The organism is Dyella subtropica (assembly GCF_026283965.1).
In the GTDB taxonomy this organism is placed as follows: domain Bacteria; phylum Pseudomonadota; class Gammaproteobacteria; order Xanthomonadales; family Rhodanobacteraceae; genus Dyella_D; species Dyella_D subtropica.
In genome coordinates this window covers 25,079-42,694 of sequence record NZ_JAPDPD010000026.1, presented here as the reverse complement: position 1 = coordinate 42,694, position 17,616 = coordinate 25,079, and the positions used below count along the sequence as shown (strand labels likewise).

17 protein-coding genes are annotated in these 17,616 nt (G+C 63.4%); 10 read left to right on the top strand and 7 right to left on the bottom strand.

From position 1 onward, the window contains the following. The first annotated feature begins 79 nt into the window (after positions 1–79). Positions 80–1,063, top strand: coding sequence for a TolB family protein (locus OUZ45_RS18775; protein ID WP_266171847.1), 984 nt, complete (start codon positions 80–82; stop codon positions 1,061–1,063). A gap of 44 nt (positions 1,064–1,107) precedes the next feature. On the opposite strand, the gene OUZ45_RS18770 is transcribed toward OUZ45_RS18775, so the two are convergent. Further along, entirely contained in the window at positions 1,108–1,890 is a 783-nt protein-coding gene (locus OUZ45_RS18770; RefSeq protein ID WP_266171846.1) for a phosphatase PAP2 family protein, read from the bottom strand. Positions 1,891–2,233: 343 nt separating this feature from the next. Between OUZ45_RS18770 and OUZ45_RS18765 the strand changes: the two genes are divergently transcribed. The 3 genes from OUZ45_RS18765 to OUZ45_RS18755 all read left to right on the top strand — a co-directional run bounded on the left by OUZ45_RS18765 (position 2,234) and on the right by OUZ45_RS18755 (position 6,356). Then, on the top strand, positions 2,234–3,907 hold the full coding sequence (locus tag OUZ45_RS18765; protein ID WP_266171845.1) for a serine hydrolase: 1,674 nt from the start codon (positions 2,234–2,236) through the stop codon (positions 3,905–3,907). A 122-nt stretch (positions 3,908–4,029) separates the two neighbouring features. Then, positions 4,030–5,658 (top strand): alpha/beta hydrolase, encoded by a 1,629-nt coding sequence (locus OUZ45_RS18760; RefSeq protein ID WP_266171844.1) that lies wholly within the window; start codon positions 4,030–4,032, stop codon positions 5,656–5,658. A 191-nt stretch (positions 5,659–5,849) separates the two neighbouring features. Beyond that, complete coding sequence (locus OUZ45_RS18755; RefSeq protein WP_266171843.1) at positions 5,850–6,356, top strand: DUF3761 domain-containing protein; 507 nt, start codon at positions 5,850–5,852, stop codon at positions 6,354–6,356. Positions 6,357–6,477: 121 nt separating this feature from the next. Here OUZ45_RS18755 and OUZ45_RS18750 read toward each other — a convergent pair whose 3' ends face one another. Together OUZ45_RS18750 and OUZ45_RS18745 are read right to left on the bottom strand one after the other, a co-directional pair. Next, positions 6,478–8,406, bottom strand: a complete 1,929-nt coding sequence (locus OUZ45_RS18750) for a CocE/NonD family hydrolase (protein WP_266171842.1) — start codon at positions 8,404–8,406, stop codon at positions 6,478–6,480. Between the two features lie 140 nt (positions 8,407–8,546). Beyond that, complete coding sequence (locus OUZ45_RS18745) at positions 8,547–8,858, bottom strand: antibiotic biosynthesis monooxygenase family protein (RefSeq protein WP_266171841.1); 312 nt, start codon at positions 8,856–8,858, stop codon at positions 8,547–8,549. Positions 8,859–8,966: 108 nt separating this feature from the next. Between OUZ45_RS18745 and OUZ45_RS18740 the strand changes: the two genes are divergently transcribed. Then, positions 8,967–9,323 (top strand): winged helix-turn-helix transcriptional regulator, encoded by a 357-nt coding sequence (locus OUZ45_RS18740; protein WP_266171840.1) that lies wholly within the window; start codon positions 8,967–8,969, stop codon positions 9,321–9,323. A 38-nt stretch (positions 9,324–9,361) separates the two neighbouring features. Here OUZ45_RS18740 and OUZ45_RS18735 read toward each other — a convergent pair whose 3' ends face one another. Then, the gene (locus OUZ45_RS18735; protein WP_266171873.1) at positions 9,362–11,233 is read right to left on the bottom strand and encodes a 3'-5' exonuclease; all 1,872 of its coding nucleotides are present in this window, start codon (positions 11,231–11,233) and stop codon (positions 9,362–9,364) included. A 154-nt stretch (positions 11,234–11,387) separates the two neighbouring features. On the opposite strand from OUZ45_RS18735, the gene OUZ45_RS18730 reads away from it, so the two are divergent. After that, complete coding sequence (locus OUZ45_RS18730; RefSeq protein WP_266171839.1) at positions 11,388–11,852, top strand: VOC family protein; 465 nt, start codon at positions 11,388–11,390, stop codon at positions 11,850–11,852. Positions 11,853–12,282: 430 nt separating this feature from the next. Here the strand turns inward: OUZ45_RS18730 and OUZ45_RS18725 are convergent, their stop codons facing one another. Then, positions 12,283–13,206 (bottom strand): oxygenase MpaB family protein, encoded by a 924-nt coding sequence (locus OUZ45_RS18725; protein ID WP_266171838.1) that lies wholly within the window; start codon positions 13,204–13,206, stop codon positions 12,283–12,285. Here OUZ45_RS18725 and OUZ45_RS18720 point away from each other — a divergent pair. Next, a complete protein-coding gene (locus tag OUZ45_RS18720; protein WP_266171837.1) occupies positions 13,205–13,408 on the top strand; it encodes a hypothetical protein in 204 nt (67 codons plus the stop codon). The genes OUZ45_RS18725 and OUZ45_RS18720 overlap by 2 nt on opposite strands. An 88-nt stretch (positions 13,409–13,496) precedes the next feature. Beyond that, positions 13,497–14,591, top strand: coding sequence for a 3-deoxy-7-phosphoheptulonate synthase (locus OUZ45_RS18715; protein ID WP_266171836.1), 1,095 nt, complete (start codon positions 13,497–13,499; stop codon positions 14,589–14,591). A gap of 68 nt (positions 14,592–14,659) precedes the next feature. Here the strand turns inward: OUZ45_RS18715 and OUZ45_RS18710 are convergent, their stop codons facing one another. Next, entirely contained in the window at positions 14,660–15,085 is a 426-nt protein-coding gene (locus OUZ45_RS18710) for an OsmC family protein (RefSeq protein WP_266171835.1), read from the bottom strand. A gap of 145 nt (positions 15,086–15,230) precedes the next feature. Here OUZ45_RS18710 and OUZ45_RS18705 point away from each other — a divergent pair, with 145 nt between their 5' ends. Together OUZ45_RS18705 and OUZ45_RS18700 are read left to right on the top strand one after the other, a co-directional pair. Next, positions 15,231–15,509: a GNAT family N-acetyltransferase gene (locus tag OUZ45_RS18705; protein WP_266171834.1), complete on the top strand. Its 279-nt coding sequence runs from the start codon at positions 15,231–15,233 to the stop codon at positions 15,507–15,509. Between the two features lie 105 nt (positions 15,510–15,614). Further along, positions 15,615–16,292 (top strand): DUF1345 domain-containing protein, encoded by a 678-nt coding sequence (locus OUZ45_RS18700; RefSeq protein WP_266171833.1) that lies wholly within the window; start codon positions 15,615–15,617, stop codon positions 16,290–16,292. A gap of 489 nt (positions 16,293–16,781) precedes the next feature. Here OUZ45_RS18700 and OUZ45_RS18695 read toward each other — a convergent pair whose 3' ends face one another. Next, a complete protein-coding gene (locus tag OUZ45_RS18695) occupies positions 16,782–17,264 on the bottom strand; it encodes a YajQ family cyclic di-GMP-binding protein (RefSeq protein WP_266171832.1) in 483 nt (160 codons plus the stop codon). Between the last annotated feature and the right edge of the window lie 352 nt (positions 17,265–17,616).

The following is a 17,616-nucleotide window of genomic DNA, read 5'->3' as shown; positions in this document are numbered from 1 at the left end:
TCATGCACGCGCTGGTTTTGCGCGGGCGGCGTATCCATTCGCATCCCCTCTGCCGTCCAACTTACATCGAGGCTGATCCATGAAGCATGTCGTAGGGACGTTGCTGGTTTCGGTTTTGTTCTGTGGCGCCACGCCGCTTGCTCACGCCCAGGCGGTTTCATCGCCCACGCCTGAGATCTTTGCGCCGGGTGTCATCTCCGGCCCGGCGAACGAGGATTCGACGGCGTTCTCCCCGGATGGCCGTACCGTGCTGTTCGATCGCATCAATTGGCCGAATGCGGTGATCCTGGAATCCCACAAGGTGGGCGATACCTGGTCGACGCCGCAGATCGCGTCGTTCTCCGGGCAATGGTTGGATCACGATCCGGCGATGGCGCCGGACGGCTCCTTCCTCGTGTTCAGTTCGAACCGGCCGGACGTCGAAGGCGGCAAGCCACTGGATGCCGTGATGGCCAATGGCAAGGTGCAGCGTGGTTCGGGCGGGCACCTGTGGCGAGTGGATCGCAAGGGCGACGGCTGGGGCACGCCAGTGCGGCTGCCGGATACGGTCAATCAAAGCACGCGCACCTACGCACCCAGCGTCGCGGCGGATGGCAGTGTTTATTTCCAGAAGCCGGGTGAAGACGACGATTTTCGGCTTTATCGCGCGCAGTATCGCGACGGGACTTATTTGCCGCCGGTGCCGGTATCGCTGGGCAACCCCTCGGCGCATAAGCTCGATCCGGCCATCGCGCCCGACGAGTCATTTATCGTGTTCGACGCGAACTTCGCGGGCAAGGACGGGCCTGACCATCTCTACATAGCGTTTCGCCAGGGAGAAGGTTGGGGCGAGCCGATCGACTTGGGCGACAAGATCAATATCAACGGACCGTGGGGCGCTCATTTGGGCCCCGATCACCGCACGCTCTACTTCAGCAGCACCCGCTCGACGCGGGTGAGCTATCCACGCACACGCGAGCAGGCCGAACGCGATCTGGCACGTATGCAATCCTGGGACAATGCGAGCGAAAACATCTGGTCGGTTTCGCTCGCACCCTGGCTCGATGCTAAACACCAACGGTAGGCGCCCGCTCTGTGGGCAGCGCAGAGCGTCATGGCGCGAAGTTGTCAGGCACGGCGCAGCCGAATCCCTTCGGCTGCGCCGATGCACAGCAATAACCAGATCAGACCGCAGGCATAGCCGGCGATAACGTCGCTGAAGTAATGCACCTGCAGCAGGATGCGGCTGATGCCGATCATGCCGACCAGCAACACGGTGGCGGCGATGACGGCGCGATGCCATCGCATGGGCAGCAAGCGCAACATGACATAGGCCAGCATGCCGTAGAACACCATGGAGCCAAGCGCATGGCCGCTGGGGAAACTCCAGCCCGCTTCCGTGATAAAGCCATGGTCATGCCATGGGCGCGGGCGTTCGACCAGCGCCTTGATCTCATAGGTGAGCGGCATGATGCCAAGCTGCGCCGTGGCCCACACGCACGCCAACGCCCACTGCCTGCACAGCAACAGAGCCAGCAGCACCAGCGTGGCGGCGGATGCGACCCATGCCGTGCCACCAAGCACGGTAAGCATGGCGATGATGCGTAAGGCTGGCAGCGGCAGCTGAGCGCGAAGCTGCTCGGCCAGTGAGCTGTCGAAGCCAGCCAGTGCACCGGGGGCGCCCACGCCGACAGCAAACGCGATGCTGCCAAACAATACCGCCATGACCGCTATCAACACGACGCCGGTGCGCCACCGCATCACCGCCGCTTCGCGGTGACCGGCGAGGGCGGCGACGCGCAACTGTGCGCTGCGCCGCCAGGCCGAGTCGCCGACCAGCAAGGCCAGCAGCAACAGGGTCGCCCACAGCACCAGTGCGTGGGCGGCGATCCAATCCACTGTCAGTGACATCGTATGCTCGTCAAACGGCTTTGAAAGACGCGGATGATGGGTATTTGAGCGCGGCGAGTCCAGGGATGCCCTGATCTATTCAACGTAGGCGGCATGATGTCCAGAAGGCGCCCAGCGCGTGTTGCGTGGCACAGGGAAGGCTGGCTGCCTTTTCAAGCCGCGCGGCACGCGCTGGGCGCCTTCTGGACATCACCCCGTCCTTGAGATTCAAAATGCTGGGGCAGCCCTGTGTGTCCGCCTACGTTGAATAGATCAGGGCATCCCTGGCGTTGTGACTTTCAGCGCTGGTGTTGCCCCGGTTTTGCCGCGATAGTTGGGCGCTTTCAAACCGGTGGAGCCGACGATGTCCCAGCGAGTCTTGTCCCCGCGCATGGCAGGCTGTGTAGCCTTGTTCGTGTTTGCCTCGTCCGTAGGGGCGCAGCCGCTGATCTCGCCCGGTGCCGCACCGGAAATGGCATTGGCCGCGAAGGGCGATGTGCTGCCAGCCCAGTTGCAGGACTTCCAGGCCTACGTGGACAGCGCACGCAAGCAGTTCGACGTGCCGGGCATCGCCGTCGCCATCGTCAAGGACGGCAAGGTGGTGATGGAGCAGGGCTTCGGTCTGCGCGAGCAGGGCAACCCGGCGCCGGTGGACGCGCGCACGCTGTTCGCCATCGCCTCCAACACCAAGGCTTTCACTGCTGCCGCGCTGCAGATGCTGGCCGAGCAGGGCAAGCTGAAGATGGATGATCGGGTGATCGACCATCTGCCGTGGTTTCAAATGTCCGATCCCTACGTGACGCGTGAGATGCGCATCCGCGATCTGCTGGCGCATCGCAGTGGCCTGGGGCTCGGCGCAGGCGACCTGCTGTATTGGCCGCCGACGTCGTACAGCACCAAGGAGGTGGTGCAGCGCTTGCGCGAAGTGCCACTCGCTACCAGCTTTCGCAGCGCGTATGCCTACGACAACATTCTGTTCGCGGTGGCGACGCTGGTGATCGAGCAAGTCTCTGGTCAGAGCTATGCGGATTTCATCCGCGACAACATCTTCAAACCGGTAGGCATGGACGAGTCGCTGGTCGACATGACCTATCTCAAGCCCGGCATGGATACGGCCGTCGGCCACGCCAAGTTCAACTTCAAGGATCTGAAGCCGGTGCCGCCGATGGCATGGAGCAACAACCCGGGCGCGGGCGGCATCTATGCCAGCGTGCATGACCTGGCCAAGTGGATGAATGTGCAACTGGCCGGTGGTCGCCTGCCGGATGTCGATGGCAAGGAGCGTCGTCTGTTCAAGGAGGACAGCCAGAAGCAGATGTGGTCCATGCTCACGCCGATGAAGATCGGCGAGCCGCCGGTGCCCGAGCTGGCAGGCGTCAAGCCGAATTTTGCCGGTTATGGCGAGGGCTGGTTTCTGTCCGACTATCGCGGGCAGCGTCTGGTCTGGCACACGGGCGGTTGGCCGGGCATGGTCTCGCGCCTCACGCTGGTACCTGAGTTGAAGTTGGGTGTGGTGGTGCTGACTAACCAGGAATCCGGCGCGGCGTTCAACGCGGTGACCTATCGCGTGCTGGATGCCTATCTGGGCAAGGGCAAGACCGACTGGGTGGCGGCCTACGCCGCCTCGGTGAAGAAGTCCGAGGCCAAGGCCGACGACAGCTGGAAGAAGCACGAAGCCGAGCGCGACAAGAACAGCAAGCCCTCATTGCCGCTGGCGAAGTACGTCGGCACGTATCGCGATCCGTGGTACGGCGACATCACGGTGAGCCAGGAGGGTGGCAAGATGCGCCTGCGCTTCTCCAAGACCGCGCAGCTGGCCGGCACCATGGAGCCGTGGCAGCACAGCACCTTCATCGTGCGCTGGGACGATCGCGCATTGAACGCCGACGCCTTCATCACCTTCTCGATCGATGCCGATGGTGCGATTCGCGAAGTGCGCATGCAGCCGGTTTCGCCGCTGACCGATTTCAGTTTCGATTTCCAGGATCTGCGTTTGACGCCGGTGAAGGATGAGAAGGGTGAGGCCAAGCAGGGGTGAGGCTGGGAGGGGGGAGGCCCTTGCTGCAACATCCCGCCTTCATCGCTTCAGACAAAACATAAGTAAGCAGTTCGCATAACACTTGGGTTGAAGGTTCCGAACGAATCACCAGGGAGACTGTCATGCTCGCTCGTCGTTTTGCCGTAGTTGCGTTGCTGGGCTATGCCTTGCTGGGCGGCGTTGCGCTCGCCCGTACCGATGCGCCACGCGCACATCACTTTTTCCGCGTGACCCTGGGTAGTGAGGAGACCGCGCCGGTGTCCGGGCGTCTGCTGCTATTCGTGATCGACGCCAAGGTGGCCAAGGCCCAGACGCAGGACGGCAAGGTCGAGGCGGTGGACGTCGATCCGTTGAATCCGGGACAGACCCTGGTGGCCGCGCGCGAAGTCACCCGACTCGCCCCTGGCGAATCGATCGATCTGGATGCCGATGCGCTGGCGTTTCCCTCCGGCCTGGCGCAGCTGGCGCCAGGCGACTATCTGGTGCAGGCCGTACTCGACGCCGACCACAGCTACAACTACACCGGCCGCAGCGCGGGCGACGTGATCAGCGAAGTGGTGCCCATGCGCCTGCCCGAGGCGATCATGCCGAAGCTGCAGTTGGTGAAGACCTTGCCGGCGAAGGAATCGTGGACACTGCCGCCTTCGGCGCCGCAGGCGCAGCGCGATGCCCTGTCGGCTGCGCAGAATCACGCCGAGGCGCTCGATTTCGTCAGTCCTTCGCTGTCCGCCTTCTGGGGCCGACCGATCCACATGCGCGGCTTGGTGCTGGTTCCCCCGGGCTACGACCCGAAAGGCAAGCAACGCTATCCAGTGGTGTATTACACCCATGGTTTCGGTGGCGGCATCGACCGCTTCAGTGGTCCTGTGACCAATGCCTATGTGGGCATGGAGAAGGGTCAGATGCCGCCCATGATCTGGGTGTTCCTGGACCAATCCAGCCCCACCGGCACGCATGAGTTCGCCGATTCGGTGAACAACGGACCCTGGGGCAAGGCGCTTACCGAAGAGTTGATTCCGCATCTGGAATCGCACTACCACATGGACGGCAAAGTGCGCGGACGCTTCCTCAATGGCCACTCCTCCGGCGGCTGGGCCACGCTGTGGTTGCAGACGCGCTATCCGAAAGTGTTCGGCGGTACGTGGTCGACCTCACCCGATCCCAGCGATTTCCATGATTTCACCGGCATCGATCTGTATGCGCCGAAGGCCAATGCTTACCGCGAACCGGATGGTTCGGCGTATCCGTTGATCCGCGACAAAGGCAAGGTGCTGGCTACGTTCCAGCAATTCGCTCAGCTGGAGCGAGTGCTCGGCAGCTACGGCGGCCAGATCGCCTCGTTCGAATGGGTATTCTCACCGCGCGGCAAGGATGGCCATCCGCAGCCCATGTTCGATCGCGACACCGGCGACATCGATCCCGCCGTGGTGGCGTATTGGAGCGAGCACTACGACATCGCCAAACGCCTGCAGGCGGAGTGGCCCAAGCTCAAGCCCGATCTCGACGGCAAGATCCACCTGTTCGTGGGCACCGCCGACACGTTCTATCTGGACGGGGCCGCGCATCGCCTGAAGGCCGTGCTGGATGGGCTGCATGCGAAGGCAGACATCCGCTTCATTCCCGACAAGACCCATTTCGATTTGTACGCGCAGGGCGATGATCGTTTCGCGCTGCTCAAGCAGATCACCTGGGAGATGTATGCCGTGGCGCGGCCGAAGTCAGATTTGAAGCCGGTCACACCGACACCGTAAAAGCTTGCGAGGCAACCGCACAGATGATGAATACGCCTTGCGAACCGACATGGCGTATACATCGTTTTGATGCATAGTCCCGCCGCAGGCGTAGCTGATTGCGCTTGGGAGCATCGCCGCGAGAGGGGACTGTAAGTCGGTCCTGGTGCGTAGCGATCAACGGAAGTGAATTCGCGCTGGAGGGAGTGAAGATGAAATCGTACGGTTTGATCGCAGTGATGGCGGCCTGTCTGCTGGCGGGCCCTGCAGTGTTCGCACAGCAAGCATCGGCGCCGGCGGGTTCCACGGGCCAGTGCAACGACGGCAGCTATACCGACCACGCCACCAAGAAGGGCGCTTGTGCGGGCCACAAAGGCGTGAAGGAGTGGTACACCGCTGCGGCTCCTGCAGCAGCGCCTGCGGCTGCTCCGGCCCCCGCCGCTGCCGCGCCGAAGGCCGCTCCGGCGACAGCACCGGCTCCGGCTGCCGCACCGGCCGCCGCAGCAGCACCGGCCGAGAAGAAAGGACCGATGGCACCTCCGGCCAATGCCGCACCGGGTGGTGGCCCGGGTCTGGTCTGGGTCAATACCGCCAGCAAGGTTTATCACTGCCAGGCTGACAAGTGGTACGGCAAGACCAAGGCGGGTTCGTACATGAGCGAAGCCGACGCGAAGGCGAAGGGCTTCCATGGCGAGCACGGTAAGAGCTGTACGCCGTAAGCGCGCTTGGTGATGTTGTGGCAATGAAAAGGGCTGGCATTTCGCCAGCCCTTTTTTTGAGGTGTATGTGTGGGAGGGGTGAGCCCTTGCGACAACGCCCCATCCCGCTATTCAACGCACATCACTTCCCGCCTGACACCACCGGCAAACTGATCGAGCTGGCTGTGCCCGGCGTGTGCCACACACGCTGTGTGGCCTTCTTATAGTCGCTGGCCTTGGCGTCGAAGATGTTCGGCACGTAGGTCTGCGGGTTGCGGTCGTACAGAGGGAACAAGCTGGACTGCACCTGCACCATGATGCGATGCCCCGGCTGGAACACATGGTTGGCCGTCGGCAAGCCGAAGCTGTAGAGCAGCGGCTGGTCGGCCGTGATCGCCTGCGGATGTTCGAAGCTGGTGCGGTAGCGGCCGCGGAAAATATCCAGCGACACGGCCAACTCGTAGCCGCCCATGGAAGGGTTCGAGGCGGCGGTGTCCGGGTACACGTCGATCAGCTTGACCACCCAGTCGCTGTCGGTGCCGCTGGTGGACGCGTACAGGTTCACTACCGGTGCGCCGCCGATGTGCAGCGGTTCCTTCAGCGGTTCGCTGACGTAGGTGAGCACGTCCGGGCGACCGTCGACGAAGCGCTGGTCGCCTACCAGCCAGCGCGTCCACGCATCGTGATCGGCGAAGTGAATGGGGCGGGGCAGGTAGGGCACGGGCTTGGCGGGATCGGAGACGTACTCGTCGTACTTCGTTGCCGATTCGCTCGGCGCGTTGAATGACAGCGTGCCCTCCGCGCCGAGAAACAACGCCTTCGGCTTGCTCGCGCAGCCCTTGTCGCAACTCAGCGGCCAGGACTTGAAGCGGTCCCAGCGGTTCTCGCCGGTGTTGTAGATCAGCACCGGCGGTGTGTTGGCTTTGGGCGCACCATCTTCCAGATACTGGTCGAAGAACGGCTTGAGCACGTCACGGCGGAACTGCAGCGCGGTGTCGCCCTCCCATTGCAACGGGCCGAGCGAAGTGCCGTCGTAGTTCACCTGGCTATGCCGCCACGGGCCCATCACCAGGAAGTTCTTGTCGTTGTTCTTGTCTTTGGGTTCGGTCGCTTCGTAGCTGTGGATGGCGCCCCACATGTCTTCCTGATCCCACAGACCCTGCAGCCACATGGTGGGCACCTTCAGCGGCTGCTGCGCCATGATTTTGTCCAGCGCCTGGCCTTGCCAAAAGGCGTCATAGGCCGGGTGTTCCTCCAGCTTCTTCCAGAACGGCAGCTGCTCCAGTCCACTGGCGCGGGCGTAGTCGCCAGCCGAGCCGGCGCTCAGGAAATTGGTGTAGTCGTCGTAGCCTACGCGCGGCAGGCCCGAGCCCTTGCCTTTTTGCGCGGTCTGGCCGGCGATGTAGTCGAAGTTGGTTTGGCGATAGGCGCCGTAGTGGAACCAGTCGTCGCCCATCCAGCCGTCCACCATCGGGCTTTCCGGCGCGGCCACTTTCAACGCCGGGTGCGGGTTGATCAACGCCATCACTACGGTGAAGCCTTCATACGAGGAGCCGAGCATGCCGACTTTGCCGTTGGATTCCGGCAGGTTCTTCACCAGCCAGTCGATGGTGTCGTAAGCGTCGGTGGAGTGATCGACTTCGCTGGAATTCAAGGGGCCGCGCAGCGGGCGCGTCATCACGTAGTCGCCCTCCGAACCGTATTTGCCACGCACGTCCTGGAATACGCGGATGTAACCGCCGCGCACGAACACCTCATCGCCCTGCGGCAGTTGCGCCAGCATGCTGGGCGACTCCAGCCGCGCGGCGCGGCCATCGGCGTTGTAGGGCGTGCGGGTGAGTAGGATCGGCGCGTGCTTGGCGCCCTTGGGGATCACGATGACGGTATGCAGCTTTACGCCGTCGCGCATCGGGATCATCACCTCGCGCTTGGTGTAGTCGTAGCTGTCAGTCGGTGCGGTGAATTTGGCCGGGATATCCGGCGCGAGCGGGGAGGTCTGGGCCTGGGCGAGGCTGGCGCCGATGGCGGTGGCGAGTGCGGCGGCAACGAGCAGGGGGCGGCGGAGCGGCATGAAACCTCCAGGCGGGCGGGCCGCAGGCGCGTTCCATCACGGCGGCGAGGTGGGAAGATGACGTCGGGACTGCAATCGCTCGACTTTAAGCGACCCGTTGTCGCCTTCCCACCATGACTTCCTGCATAGAAGGCTGCTGCTCAGCCCGCTGCTCCGCCCACGACCTCGGTCAGCTCGTAATGGCGCATTTCCTGGATCTGCGGCACGTAGGGGCGGATGGCGGCGAGGAAGGGCGGAAAGTGCTCGCTGCGGCGAAAGCCCTGCATATGGTCCTCGGCCGAGGTCCAGCGGATGCGCAGGATGTATACGCCGGCTTCGTCGCTGCAGCGGGTCAGTTCGTAGTCCTGGCAGAACGGGCTGGCAGCCAGGCTGGTGGCGGCGCGCGCATAATCGCTTTCGAAGGCGGGGGCGTCAGTGGCGGGCAGTTTGTAACGGATGTACTCCACGATCATGCAGCATCTCCGGTTGTGAAATAGGTCGGGTGGCATGATGGCGAGAAGTGCAGCCACGCGATACGCACCGCCCGGTAACCAAGAGACCAGGTTCCAAGGAGGCCCGTGATGATCCAGGATGAAGAGCCTCAGCATGTCTGCCCGGTCGAACTGGCGCTGCAGGCGATTGCCGGCAAGTGGAAGCCGGCGATCCTGTGGGAGCTGGCCTCGGGCGCCAAGCGCTTCAGCGAATTGCAGTCGGCATTGCCTGGCATTGCGCACAAGGTGCTCAGCCAGCAGCTCGTGCAGTTGCAACATGACGGCATGGTGATGCGCAGCGAAGCTGTCCGCGATGCGCCACCCGGTTACATGCTCACCCTGCTGGGTGGCACGTTGCGGCCGGCGCTCGATGCGCTGGCGCAATGGGGCAAGGCACACGGCGAACGTTTCGGAGCAACAGTGCAGGAAACGAACCGCCGTCGTTGAGAGCGGCGATCAGACAGGCATCGTTCCATGGAGCCGGCTCACGCCCGCCCGGCCAACTGCCCCTGCACCTCGTTGATCGAGTTGCGGATCCGCGCGCTGAATGCCGAATCGGCGTGGTGGATCATCACCAGTTGCTCCGTCGCACGCGTCATGGCGACGTAGAGCAGACGTGCCTCCTCGGCCTCATCCTTGCCGGGCATAGGCAAGGAGCCGAGCCCGGGGATGATCACCACTGGAAACTCCAGGCCCTTGCTGGAATGCATGGTGATCAGCTTGACCGTGTCGTCGGCGACGAACAGCGTCGTCTTGCCATTGCCCTCGGCAAGACGGCAGGGGATGCCGGCGCGTTGCAAGGCTTCATACAATTTCTCGCCTTCCCATTTGTTGCGGAAGATCACCGCCATATCGGACAGCGGGCGACCCAGGGTTTGTTCGTCGCGCAGGCGGTCGATGATGGCAGGCAGCTGATCTTCGGTGCGCTCGACGCGTATCAATTCGGGCAGGGCGCCGCGGCGGCCGGCGCTTTGGGGCGCGATCAACGGCACGCCGTCGTCTTCGTCGTCGCGCCCCGACAGCAGTTCGTTGGCGAAGACGCGGGCGACGGAGAGGATTTCCAGCGTGTTGCGGTAGTTGAGCTTGAGGATGGTGGTGCGGCCTTGCGCCTGCACGCCAAGGCTCTTCCAGCTGAGCTGGCGGCGGTTGGTTTTGCCGTAGATGTTCTGCGCGTCGTCGTACAGCACCAGCAACGAGTTGGTGTCGGGATCGATCATCTGCACGATCAGCTTGTACCAATCCGGCTCGAAGTCGTGGCCTTCGTCGATCAGCACGGCGCCGTACTGGAAGCGCGGGATCTGCCCTTTGTCCACGCCTTCGATCACGGCCGGCGGCAACGCGTCGAAGAAACCCTGGCCGTCGGGCGGCAAGGGCACGTGGTAAGCCGTGAGCATGCTGCGGCACCACTTGTGGAAGTTGTACACCTGCACCTTGTCGCTGAGGCCGCGTTCACCCATCAACTGGTCCAGTCGCGATGCCAGCGTCTTGTTGTAGCAGAGGATCAGGATCGGCTTGTTCAACGCGCGCGCCAGTTGCATGGCGCGGAAGCCGAGGATCATGGTTTTGCCGGAGCCGGCGACGCCGTGGATGATCCGGTGTTCGTCACCGAGCGAACGTGCCAGCAGCTCCTGCTGCGCGTCCATCACCTTGATCAGGTCCGGGATTTCCACCTTGTTCACAGCGCCGCTGGTGGTGTGATCGAACAGGCCGAACTGGCCGGAGCCTGGTTCGACGCGAATTTCCGGGAACAGGTGCCAGCGCACGCGGTCGATCTGCGGCAGGGTGAGCGCCGTCGGGAACACCTGCGGGTACATCGCCCACAGCCGTTCCTGGAAATCCTCGGACTCGACCGACTCGTACATCTCGTCCTGGCAGATCACCAGGTGAGAGGGAATCACGGCGTCCAGGCCGCCCGCCACAAAATGCTTGCGGCTGATGTTGGACAGCACCACACCGTAGCCCCACGGCATCAGCAGCTTGCCCGCGTAGTGATGGCCGGGCGGATGGCGCAGGGCTGGGTCGTGCTGCAGGACCTTGTAGACCTCGCTGGCGCAGTCACGCGCTTGCATCAGCGGGTTGTGCTCCTTGACGCTGCTGCGGCCGGTGAGCAGGGTGAACAAGGTGGGGTCGGCTTGCTGGATCGTGTCCGGCTTCCAGTCCTTCACCTCCAGCACCAGCAAGCCGCGGCGGGGATGGACGACGATGAAGTCCGGCCGGCGCTGCTTAGGGCCGATGGGCGCGTCGTACCACAGCAGATAATCGTCTTCGAGCTTCTGTTCCAGTCGCTCGGAAAAGCGCTTCTCGCCGCTGGTCATCCGCGACAGGCAGCTGTTTCGGGTTGGAATAAGCGTCGCCACCATGGCACCCCTACGGACATATTTGGCGACGTTAGCGGATCGCCGGGCTGTGTCAATCCGCGTGCGACGGGGCTTTCACTCGTATTTTCTACAAGACGGCGCTTGATGATGGATGGCAGGATCGACCGCAGTCCCTCTCTTGATGGAGCCAGCCATGGATACGACGGCCACCCCTGTGGTTCACCAGGTCTTCCCTTATCTGCGTGTGCGCGATGCCGCGGCGGCGCTGGATTATTACCAGCGGGCCTTTGGGGCACGCCTGCGTTACCAGCTTAATGAGCCGGGGACGGGCCGTATCGGTCATGCGGAACTTGAGTTGGGGCCGACGGTGATCATGGTGTCGGACGAGTATCCGGAGTACGGCATCGTGGGGCCGCAGAGCCTTGGCGGCACCAGCGTTTCCATCCATCTGCATGTGGACGATGCGGATCGCATGTTGGCTCGTGCGGTGGAGGCTGGGGGCACGTTGGTGCGGCCGGCTGCGGATGCGTTTTATGGGGAGCGTGGGGGGACGGTGCGGGATCCGTTTGGGCATGAGTGGTTGATTGGGCACAGCATTGAGAAGGTGAGTCCGGAGGAGATGCAGAGGCGGTATGACGAGATGATGGCGGGTGGTTGATCTCGTCATTCCGGCGTAGGCCGGAATCTAGTGGCGTTATCGCTCGGTTGTCGCGACTGCGTGCTCGGGCTCGCCTGCCGCGGGCTTTCGAACCGCTGCCGCGGTCCGAGTCACTTTTCTCTGATTGGCCAGAGAAAAGTAACCAAAAGAGAGGCCACCCCGGTTTCGCGCTCTCCGGCTTCGCCTGCGAGTCCGTGAGGGCTGGCCGGGCTTTTCGACACGACGTCCCTGTCGTGTCGAAAAGGCGCAGGCATCCATGCCTGCGCCCCCTTCGGGGCCTCATCGTCCAGCCCTCACCGCTGCACAGGGGACCCGAAGAGCAAGGTCGGGCTCGCTTACGCATCGCTTTTGTTCTTGCTCCCTCTCCCCTTCGGGGAGAGGGTTGGGGTGAGGGGCGGGTGTTCGAGACGGGGCCTGGGCTTTCAAGCTTCTATTGCCAGCCCTGCAGACTCTCACTAGCGACACCCACGCGTGCACAAGCCCGGCTGGCGATGCCGTCTTTCAATGCAGCGCGGAAGATGGGAGATACCGACCATAGGGCGCGGGCTGCGAGTCGGGCTTGTGCGCGTTGCAGGGGTGTTCGCTGCAGCATGCGTTCCGCCCATTCGGGTAGTAGGGACGCGCCGGCCAGTAGAAAGACGTCGCGTGAGAGGCCGGCGACGGGTACGGGCAGGCGTACGTGGGACAGGACGTCGAGCACGATGCGGGAGCGTTCGCTGTAGATCAGTTCGGTGTGCATGCGGCGGAAGTAGGCGCTGACTTCGGCTTCCGAGGCGGGCACGTCACGTGCGCCCAGTGCTTCGGCAATGCGGCGTACTTCGTCGTAATAGCGGTCGGCGGCACCGGTGGGCAGGTGGTTGTGGCTGAAGCGGCGATAGCCCTGTAAGAAACTATGGGCTTCGGTGACATGCACCCAGGTCAACAGATGCGGATCGTCGGCGGCGTATGGACGTCCATCTTCCGCGTGGCCGATCACTTGCGAGTGGATCTGCTTCACTCGCTCGATCAATGGCAACGCCTGCTCGCGCGGCGCGTAGGTGGTGCCGCTGACGAAGGTGGTGGTGCGGCGCAGCCGGCCGAGCAGGTCTTCGCGGAAGTTGGAGTGGTCCCACACGCCGGCCAGGGCCAGCGGGTGCAGGGTCTGGAGCATCAGCGCGGCCAGGCCGCCGGCCAGCATGCCGGGGAAATCCGCGTGGATGCGCCAGGTGACGCTGTCCGGCCCGAACAACCCGGGGTCTCCAACCGGGTGGTCGTAGTCGATGGTTCCGCCGCCGCCGCGGGGGAAGGCACTCAGCACCCAGCGGCGGATGGGTTCGCGGGCGGGACGGGTCAGCAGATGGAGAGGAGATGACATGGCGGGATTCTATCGTTGTGCGGCGTCCCGGCTGGTGGTTTCAATGGATACTGATTTGGAAGGCCAAATGCCGTTGCGGGGTTTGCATCGCCGACGCAGTGTGTTATCACTGCACGCCATGATCCTCACCTCCGCCCGCTATTACTTTTGGTTTTACGGCTATCCGATGCCGTTGGCGGAAGTAGGGGCGCGATCGTCGTAAAGTAGATCAAACCGCATCCCTAAAGCCGCCAGCCTCCACTGGCGGCTTTTTTCATGGCCGCCGCTGGAAACCCCACCAGGAGCACGCCGTGACCCGCCAGACTACCGACGACCTGCGCATCCGCGCGATCACCACCCTCAGTACACCCGCGCAAGTCATGCGCGACTGTGCCATCGGCGAGCCCGCCGCCAACACCGTGGCCAGCGCACGCGATGCCGTGCACTGCATCCTGACCGGACAGGACGACCGGCTGGTAGTGGTGATCGGGCCGTGTTCGATTCACGACACCGCCGCCGCGCTCGAATACGCTGGCCTTCTGGCCGCGCAGCGCGAGCGTTTTGCCGACACGCTGGAGATCGTGATGCGCGTGTACTTCGAGAAGCCGCGCACCACGGTGGGCTGGAAGGGGCTGATCAACGACCCCGATCTCGATGGCAGCTTCCAGATCGACAAGGGTTTGCGCCTGGCGCGTGGCTTGTTGCGCGACATCAATGCGATGGGCGTGCCGGCGGGTTGCGAGTTTCTCGACATGATCACCCCGCAATACATCGCCGACCTGGTGGCCTGGGGAGCGATCGGTGCGCGCACTACGGAAAGCCAGGTGCATCGCGAGCTGGCTTCGGGCCTGTCCTGCCCGGTGGGATTCAAGAACGGCACCGACGGCAATGTGAAGATCGCGGTGGATGCGGTGCAGGCGGCGTCGCAGCCGCATCATTTCATGGCGGTGACCAAGGACGGCCAGACGGCTATCGCCAGCACGACCGGCAACGACGACTGCCACGTGATTTTGCGCGGCGGCAAGCTGCCGAACTACAACGCGGCCAGCGTGAATGCCGCTTGCGAGGTGGTGACGCGCACGGGCCTGCCGGCGCGGCTGATGATTGACGCCAGCCACGCCAACAGCGCCAAGCAGCCGGAGAATCAGCCGCGCGTGATCAACGATATCGCCGAGCAGATCGAGGCCGATGAGCGACGCATCATGGGCGTGATGGTGGAAAGCCATCTGGTCGGCGGACACCAGGCATTGGTGCCAGGTCAGCCACTGCGCTACGGTCAGAGCATCACTGACGGTTGCATCGATTGGGATACGTCGGTGCAGGTGCTGGAGCGCTTGGCGGATGCCGTACGCCGTCGTCGCGCTGGCTCGGGTGTGGCAGTGCGCTTGCAGGCGGCGGGCTGCTAATCAATGGACCCGTTCAGCCGATGTCTGTAGGAGCGCACCCTGTGCGCGACAAGCCGGCAGGACTGCCGTCAGGCTTCCAGCGCCGCGTCCAGGCTGATCTTTGCGTTGAGTACCTTCGATACCGGGCAGCCCAGTTTGGTGGCCAAGGCGATCTGATCGAAGGCAGCGGTATCGATCTTCGGCACTTTGGCGCGACAGGTGAGATCGACCGTTGTGATGGCGAAGCCATCGCCATCTTGATCCAGCTTCACCACCGCGCGGGTATCGATGCGCTTGGCGGTGAAGCCCGCCTGGCTCAGGCCGGCTGCCAGTGCCATGGTGTAGCAACCGGCATGGGCGGCGCCGAGCAGTTCCTCCGGATTGGTGCCCGGGCCGTTCTCGAAGCGGGCGCGGAAGCCGTAAGGCGCGTCGCGCAGTACGAAGCTTTCGGTGGAGATGTGGCCCTTGCCGTCCTTGAGGTTGCCGCTCCAGGCGGCAGAGGCGGAGCGTTTCATGGCGGCGGTCCTGTGTGGCGGCGGAAGAGGCGCAGTGTGCGAAAGCGAACATGCAGGGAACGCGAATGCCATTTCTGAAGGCGTTCACGGCCGAGGCAGCCCGCTTTGGCCTATGCTGGCCCGCCCATTGCCGCCAGGAGCTGTCATGTCCATCGACATTCATCACGAAAGCGTTGCGCACCGTTTCGAGGCCAGCGTCGAGGGCGTGCTCTGCGTACTCGACTACACCCTGCTGCACGGCATCCTGACGATCACCCATACCATCGTGCCGGAGGTCGTCGGTGGGCGCGGTATCGCGGCGAACCTGGTGAAGTTCGCGCTCGACCATGCCCGTGCGGAGCATTGGAAAGTGGTGCCTGCGTGTTCCTATGCGGAGGCGTGGATGCGGCGCCACCCGGAGTACGACGATCTACGCGTGGGTTAGGGACCCTAGGGCTTCGATGGCTATCATCGTCACTATTCATGCGCTGATGCAGGAGTCGATCTTGTTCAAGACCTCAATGCGTGCCTCATCATTCGGGAGGCCGACATGAGCAGCGCCGATCACGGTGCACCCGTCGCGAGGTCGCGGCGCCGGTTTCATCATCTGCGGGCGCGGCCACGCCTGATGGGCTCTGCCGCGGTCTTCATCATCGCAGTGGCCGGCCTGTTGGCCTTGGACGTGCGTCCGTCCATGGCCCTGTTGCTGGGATTCGACTTCGCGGCGCTCGTCTATCTGGTCTTGCTGGCGGTGTTGTTCGGCCGTGCCTCGCCAGAACTGATGCGTTGCCAGGCGCGCGCGCAGGACGCGGGGCGCTGGGGCTTCCTGTGGAGCGGTATCGTGCTGGCCGCCGTGGTGATGGTGTCGTTAGGCGCCGAACTGCACGGTGGCAAGAATGGCGGCATGGCGACTATTGGGCTGGCCGCGGCGAGCATCGTGCTGTCATGGCTGTTCATGAACACCATGTTCGCCATGCATTATGCGCACGGTTATTACGGCGATTTCGGCAAGAAGCACGAAGGGCTGCAGTTTCCCGATACGCCGCAGCCGGACTACTGGGATTTCGCTTACTTCGCCATTGTGATCGGCATGACCTTTCAGGTCTCCGATGTGCAAATCACCAGTCGCTACTTACGCCGCGTGGCGCTATTGCATAGCGTGATCGCGTTCTTCTTCAACGTGTTCATTATTGCGTTGAGTGTGAATGTGGTGGCGGGGCAGGTCTGAGCAGTTCTCCCTCTCCCCGCCGGGGAGAGAGTTGGGGTGAGGGGCGGGTGCTCGCGACACCGCTTCTACTTCGTCGCCCCGGCGTAGGCCGGGGTCCAGTGGCGTTGCCGTTTGATGTTCGCGTTGTCGTGACCTGGCTCGCCTGCCGCGGGCTTTCGAACCGCTGCCGCGGTCCGAGTCACTTTTCTCTGTTTGGCCAGAGAAAAGTAACCAAAAGAGAGGCCACCCCGGTTCCGCGCCCTTCGGGTACGTGAGGTCTGGCCGGGCTTTTCGACACGACGTCCCTGTCGTGTCGAAAAGGCATCGACGTCCTGTCGATGCCCCCTGCGGGGCCTGATCGTCCAGCCCTCACCGCTTCACAGGGGACCCCAAGAGCAAAAGCAAAACCTCGCTCATCGGGAGGCCATCAGGTCCTGCTGGGTCGAAAGAGCAACTCCATGCCGACGCGAGATGTGTACAAGAGACAGCTATAGGCCGGGGGCAAGGATATCAATCGCGGAAATTGTCGAACTGCAGCGGTAGCTCCACGTCGGCCTTGCGCAGCACGGCCATGGCCAGCTGCAGGTCGTCGCGTTTCTTGCCGGTGACGCGCAGTTTGTCGCCGTTGATCTGTGCTTCGATCTTGAGCTTGGCTTCCTTCAGCGAGGCCACCAGCTTCTTCGCCACCGGCTGCTCGATACCTTGCTTCACGGTGATCTTCTGGCGCGAACCGCCCAGGTTGGTTTCCGGGTCGGCGACGTCCAGTGCGCGGATGTCGATCTTCCGGGAGGTGAGGCGGCCGCGCAGGATGTCCAGCATCTGCTGCAGCTGAAACTCGCTGGGGGCGCTCTGGGTGATCACGAACTCGTCCAGTTCGAACTTGGCGTCGGTGCCCTTGAAGTCGAAGCGGCTGGTCAGTTCGCGGTTGGCCTGGTCGACGGCATTGGTCAGCTCGTGCTTGTCGACTTCGGAAATTACGTCGAAAGAAGGCATGGCGTATCTCGATGAAAGACGGACAAGCAAGTGTACGCGATGCGGCAAAGAGCCGGCCCTTCCAGTCTGCATAGCCCGCGTTGAGTTGCTGTGGGCGCCAGGTGGTGGGGCGTGGCGCAGTGCCTGGCTGGCTGTCAGGCCAAGCCGCGCACCGCCGCGTGGCGCCCACAGCAACTCAACCCTTCGGGCCGGGTCCGTTTGCCCGCACGCCGGCGTCATCACTCAGTTGTGTACGGACGTACACGCCCTCGTTCTTCCTTGGCCTGCGAGCAAACGGCTCCCGGCGCGGGCCATGCAGACTGGGAGGGCAGGCTCTGGGGGATAATCCGTCCCAATCTTGGGTTGGAACACA

Excerpts from the sequence above, each read along its gene's own strand:
- OUZ45_RS18710 (WP_266171835.1), bottom strand. The coding sequence starts at position 15,085 with ATGAAACGCTCCGCCTCTGCCGCCTGGAGCGGCAACCTCAAGGACGGC.
- OUZ45_RS18700 (WP_266171833.1), top strand. The coding sequence starts at position 15,615 with ATGAGCAGCGCCGATCACGGTGCACCCGTCGCGAGGTCGCGGCGCCGG.
- OUZ45_RS18775 (WP_266171847.1), top strand. The coding sequence starts at position 80 with ATGAAGCATGTCGTAGGGACGTTGCTGGTTTCGGTTTTGTTCTGTGGC.
- OUZ45_RS18770 (WP_266171846.1), bottom strand. The coding sequence starts at position 1,890 with ATGTCACTGACAGTGGATTGGATCGCCGCCCACGCACTGGTGCTGTGG.
- OUZ45_RS18740 (WP_266171840.1), top strand. The coding sequence starts at position 8,967 with ATGATCCAGGATGAAGAGCCTCAGCATGTCTGCCCGGTCGAACTGGCG.
- OUZ45_RS18725 (WP_266171838.1), bottom strand. The coding sequence starts at position 13,206 with ATGTCATCTCCTCTCCATCTGCTGACCCGTCCCGCCCGCGAACCCATC.
- OUZ45_RS18745 (WP_266171841.1), bottom strand. The coding sequence starts at position 8,858 with ATGATCGTGGAGTACATCCGTTACAAACTGCCCGCCACTGACGCCCCC.
- OUZ45_RS18755 (WP_266171843.1), top strand. The coding sequence starts at position 5,850 with ATGAAATCGTACGGTTTGATCGCAGTGATGGCGGCCTGTCTGCTGGCG.
- OUZ45_RS18705 (WP_266171834.1), top strand. The coding sequence starts at position 15,231 with ATGTCCATCGACATTCATCACGAAAGCGTTGCGCACCGTTTCGAGGCC.
- OUZ45_RS18765 (WP_266171845.1), top strand. The coding sequence starts at position 2,234 with ATGTCCCAGCGAGTCTTGTCCCCGCGCATGGCAGGCTGTGTAGCCTTG.
- OUZ45_RS18695 (WP_266171832.1), bottom strand. The coding sequence starts at position 17,264 with ATGCCTTCTTTCGACGTAATTTCCGAAGTCGACAAGCACGAGCTGACC.
- OUZ45_RS18750 (WP_266171842.1), bottom strand. The coding sequence starts at position 8,406 with ATGCCGCTCCGCCGCCCCCTGCTCGTTGCCGCCGCACTCGCCACCGCC.
- OUZ45_RS18760 (WP_266171844.1), top strand. The coding sequence starts at position 4,030 with ATGCTCGCTCGTCGTTTTGCCGTAGTTGCGTTGCTGGGCTATGCCTTG.
- OUZ45_RS18720 (WP_266171837.1), top strand. The coding sequence starts at position 13,205 with ATGGCGGGATTCTATCGTTGTGCGGCGTCCCGGCTGGTGGTTTCAATG.
- OUZ45_RS18730 (WP_266171839.1), top strand. The coding sequence starts at position 11,388 with ATGGATACGACGGCCACCCCTGTGGTTCACCAGGTCTTCCCTTATCTG.